Source organism: Alcanivorax sp. (assembly GCF_051117345.1).
Classification (GTDB): domain Bacteria; phylum Pseudomonadota; class Gammaproteobacteria; order Pseudomonadales; family Alcanivoracaceae; genus Alcanivorax.
This window is the reverse complement of sequence record NZ_JBNPEC010000029.1, coordinates 1-4082: the sequence shown is the minus strand read 5'-3', so window position 1 is coordinate 4082 and position 4082 is coordinate 1. Positions and strand designations below refer to the sequence as shown.

At 61.6% G+C, this 4082-nt stretch carries 4 protein-coding genes; all 4 read left to right on the top strand.

The window, feature by feature from the left end; genetic code table 11:
* A partial coding sequence (locus ACFE0K_RS02015; RefSeq protein WP_434534474.1) for a tyrosine-type recombinase/integrase occupies window positions 1-1091 on the top strand: 1091 nt, incomplete at its 5' end.
* A gap of 48 nt (window positions 1092-1139) precedes the next feature.
* Window positions 1140-1622, top strand: a complete 483-nt coding sequence (locus ACFE0K_RS02010) for a nucleoside deaminase (RefSeq protein WP_434534473.1) — start codon at window positions 1140-1142, stop codon at window positions 1620-1622.
* Window positions 1623-1694: 72 nt separating this feature from the next.
* Entirely contained in the window at window positions 1695-3152 is a 1458-nt protein-coding gene (locus ACFE0K_RS02005; protein ID WP_434534472.1) for a protein adenylyltransferase SelO, read from the top strand.
* Between the two features lie 80 nt (window positions 3153-3232).
* Window positions 3233-3853 (top strand): 1-acyl-sn-glycerol-3-phosphate acyltransferase, encoded by a 621-nt coding sequence (locus ACFE0K_RS02000; protein WP_434534471.1) that lies wholly within the window; start codon window positions 3233-3235, stop codon window positions 3851-3853.
* Window positions 3854-4082: the final 229 nt, after the last annotated feature.

Genomic DNA, 4082 nt, shown 5'->3' with positions numbered 1-4082 from the left:
ATCGTACCTGGAAAGTCAGCCTCCGATGCGACGTCCGGCGCAATGTCATAACCCTTGGCCCCTGTCCGGAGGTCACCCGGGCCTTTGCCCGCCAGCTTCGCGACGAGGCCCGGGAGCTGATCGCCGACGGCACTGACCCGCTCACCCGATGTGAAAAACGGGAAGTGTTCAGCCCGTCGGTGGAAACCTTCGAGGCCGTGGCGCGGGACTGGCTGGAACGGGTCTACCGGTTCGAGGTCTCTGAAGAACAGTTCCGCCGCACCAAGCGGCAGATGGAAAACTACCTGATTTCCAGTATCGGCAAGCGGGTGGTCAGTGAAGTGACCCCGGAAGATCTGAAATCCCTGGCGGCGGCCCTGGGCGCCGAGGGGCATCTGGACAAGGGCAAGCGGGTATTGGGTATCGCCAAACGGGTCTACGGTCATGCCCGCGATACCGGTGTGGCCGGCTTCCAGCAGACCGGCGTCCTGCGCCGCCGGCTTACCGGCTCCGGCACCGAGCCGGAATTCCTGCTCAGCACTCGTGAGCAACTCTTCAATCTGGCCAGCGGCGTGCTCGGACAATGGAGCCGCACCACCACCACCGCAGCACTGAAACTGACCGTCTGGCTGCTGGCCCGGCCCAGCGAGATCGTCAACGCACGCTGGTCGGACATGGATCTGGATGCCGGCGAATGGCGCATCCGCCGCAAGAATCCGGACAGCCCGGACGGCAACAAGATCATTACCGTGCCCCTGCCCCGCCAGGCAGTGGAGCTGTTGCGGGAGATAGAGCCGATCACCGGCCGCCAGGAATATATCTTCCCCGGCACCCGCGACCGCAAGAAGCATCTGGGCGCCAGCACCCTCAGCGGCGCCCTGAAGAAAGTGACCCGCACCACCCCGGTGTCCACCGACAACCTGCGCACCCTGGCCGCCACGGCACTGGGTGAACTGGGCTACCAGGCGGAGCAGATCCAGTCGCAGTTGCTCAGCCAGACCGGCGACGAACAGACCGACCGCCAGGCCTATCTGGAAAAACGCCGGGAAATGCTGCAGGCCTGGGCGGACTATCTGGATAACACCGTGATCGGCAAGGTGACCCGCCGGTAAGGGGGTACCCACCAATGCCGGCGCACCACTAGCTCGAGACGCTGACCCATGGCACCGTTACTTGATCACCAGGCCCTGATACAGACGGTCCTCTCTCTGTCGGAAGACAATGTGCGCCGTGGCTTGGGAGGGCCTTTTGCCGCGTTGGTAGTAAAGGATGGAATCATCATTGGCCAGGGCTGCAACCGGGTGACCGCCCAGCACGACCCCACCGCCCACGCGGAAATGGAAGCCATCCGCGCCGCCTGCCACCACCTGAACAGCCATCAACTGGATGGCTGTGTGATCTACAGTAGTTGCGAGCCTTGCCCCATGTGCCTGGGCGCCATCTACTGGGCCCGGCCCGACAAACTGTTCTATCTCAACAGCCAGGCCGATGCAGCCCGTATCGGCTTTGATGACCAGTTTATCTACCAGGAATTGAGCCGGCCCGTGGCGCAGCGCCAGCTGACCACCGAGCAGCTTGATCACCCACAGCGGCTCACCGCCTTCCAGTTATGGCAGCACAGTCAAGATCGGCAGGACTACTGACACACCACACCGAATGACCCCGCCCGACCCCTCCTGTTAACCTGTAGGGCCATGGTTTGCAGAGCGCCCACAATGACTCGCCCTTTCGGTTTCCAGTTCGACAACAGTTATATCCATTTGCCGGAAGACCTGTTCTCCCACTGCCCGCTACAGCCGGTGAAAGCGCCACAGATGCTGCTGTTCAACCGGGCCCTGGCCGCAGAACTGGGGCTGGACGGCGAGGCACTGGACAGCCCGGCGGGGGCGGCAGTGCTGGCAGGCAATGAGCAGATCGACGGCAGCGACCCCATCGCCCAGGCCTACGCGGGCCATCAGTTCGGCAACCTGACCATGTTGGGCGATGGTCGCGCCATTCTGCTCGGTGAGCAGCTCACCCCGGATGGCGCACGCCGGGATATCCAGCTCAAGGGCGGCGGGCGTACGGTGTTTTCCCGGGGTGGCGATGGCCGTGCCGCGCTCGGCCCCATGCTGCGCGAATACATCATCAGCGAGGCCATGCATGGCCTGGGCATTCCCACCACCCGTAGCCTGGCGGTGGTGACTACCGGCGAATCGGTATTGCGGGAAACCGCCTTGCCCGGCGCTATTCTCACTCGGGTGGCGGCATCGCACCTGCGGGTGGGCACCTTCCAGTACGCCGCCGGCCGGCAGAACCCCGCATTGCTGGAAGCGCTGGTGGATTACACCCTGAACCGCCACTACCCGGACCGCCAACCCACCGACAACCCGGCCCTGACGTTGCTGGATGCGGTGATGGACAACCAGATAGACCTGATTGTGCACTGGATGCGGGTGGGCTTTATCCATGGCGTCCTCAATACCGACAACGTGGCCCTCAGTGGCGAGAGCATCGACTACGGCCCCTGCGCCTTCATGGACAGTTTTGACCCGGACACGGTGTTCAGCTCCATCGACCATCAGGGTCGCTACGCCTACGGCAACCAACCCACCATCACCCAGTGGAACCTGAGCCGCTTCGCGGAAACCCTGCTGCCGCTGATCGACGAGGATGTGGACAGCGCCATCGAAAAAGCCACCGCCATCATCAAGTCTTTCAGCGAACGCTACAGCGAAAAATGGCTGGCAATGATGAAGAAAAAGCTGGGCCTGTTCGGTGATGACCCGGTGGATGAAACGCTGATTACCGATCTGCTGGAATGGATGAAAGCGCACCAGGCGGATTACACCAACACCTTCCGCGATATCACCAGCGAACACTTTCCTGCCGATGGTGTTTACCAGGATGACGCCTTCATCAACTGGCACCAGCGTTGGCAGGCCCGCCTGGGGCGCAACCAGAAACCGCTCAAGTCATCCCTGTGTTTGATGCGCAATCACAACCCGGCGGTGATCCCCCGCAACCATCGTGTGGCAGAAGCATTAACGGCGGCGGAACAGGGCGACCTGGCTGTCACCACAGCCCTGCTGAACGCGCTGGCCGACCCCTATGCGGACCGCGAACCCAACGACAGCTACCGACAGCCGCCGGCACCGGAGGAGCGGGTCTGCCAGACCTTTTGCGGGACCTGATAACAGCGTGTCCGACCATGGATTTCCCCAAGCGCGAGAGACTTCTATACTGGTGGGAAGTCCGCGCTTAAGGAACTGTCATGGCCAACAACGACACCTTCCCCGAGCCGCAACGTCTTTCCCAGCGACTTTGCCAACAGTCGTTGCGCGCCGCCGGCTGGAACGTGGCACCCTTCCCGGCTGTGGATAGCGCCATCATCGTCGGCGGTCCACACACTTCCAATTGGGACGGTGTTTTGGGTCTGATCGGCAAAACCGCCATCGGGCTTGATGCCCATCTGATGATCAAGGACAACCTGTTCAAGGGCCCGCTGGGCTGGCTGCTGCGCCGATGCGGCGCCATCCCCATTGATCGCTCCCGTTCCGCCGGCATGGTGGAACAGACCGTGGAGCAGTTTGCCAAACATGATCAGCTTTATATCGTGGTTACCCCGGAAGGCACTCGCTCCCGAGCCCCCAAATGGAAAACCGGTTTTTATCACATTGCTTACCAGGCCGGCGTCCCCATCGTGGTGGCATTGGCGGATTACCAGAATAAATGCATTGTCTTTCCCGACGTGCTGACGCCCAGCGGCGATCTGGAAAAGGATCTGCAGCACCTGCATCGCTGTTTCGCCAGCGTCACTCCCAAACATCCGGAGAAACTCTCCGCCCCGGTAAAAGCATTGTGGGAGCAGCGCCAGAGTGAACGAAACGAATAATCAGGCTGGCCCATTCGCCCCAAAAGACTCCGTAGACGTTGTTTCAATAGCCATACCGGCTCAGGACGCCGATGAAAAGTGCACCGCAAACCCACTGCGCTACCACAGCCATGCCACCCACAAAGTCTGCAGGTTGATCAACACTGCCCGGGCCCTGTCAAACCCGTCATCCATGGTTTCGAATTGCTCGAGCCAGATTACACCCAGTTCACGCTCAGCGCTTCCCAAC

Excerpts from the sequence above, each read along its gene's own strand:
- ACFE0K_RS02000 (WP_434534471.1), top strand. The coding sequence starts at position 3,233 with ATGGCCAACAACGACACCTTCCCCGAGCCGCAACGTCTTTCCCAGCGA.
- ACFE0K_RS02005 (WP_434534472.1), top strand. The coding sequence starts at position 1,695 with ATGACTCGCCCTTTCGGTTTCCAGTTCGACAACAGTTATATCCATTTG.
- ACFE0K_RS02010 (WP_434534473.1), top strand. The coding sequence starts at position 1,140 with ATGGCACCGTTACTTGATCACCAGGCCCTGATACAGACGGTCCTCTCT.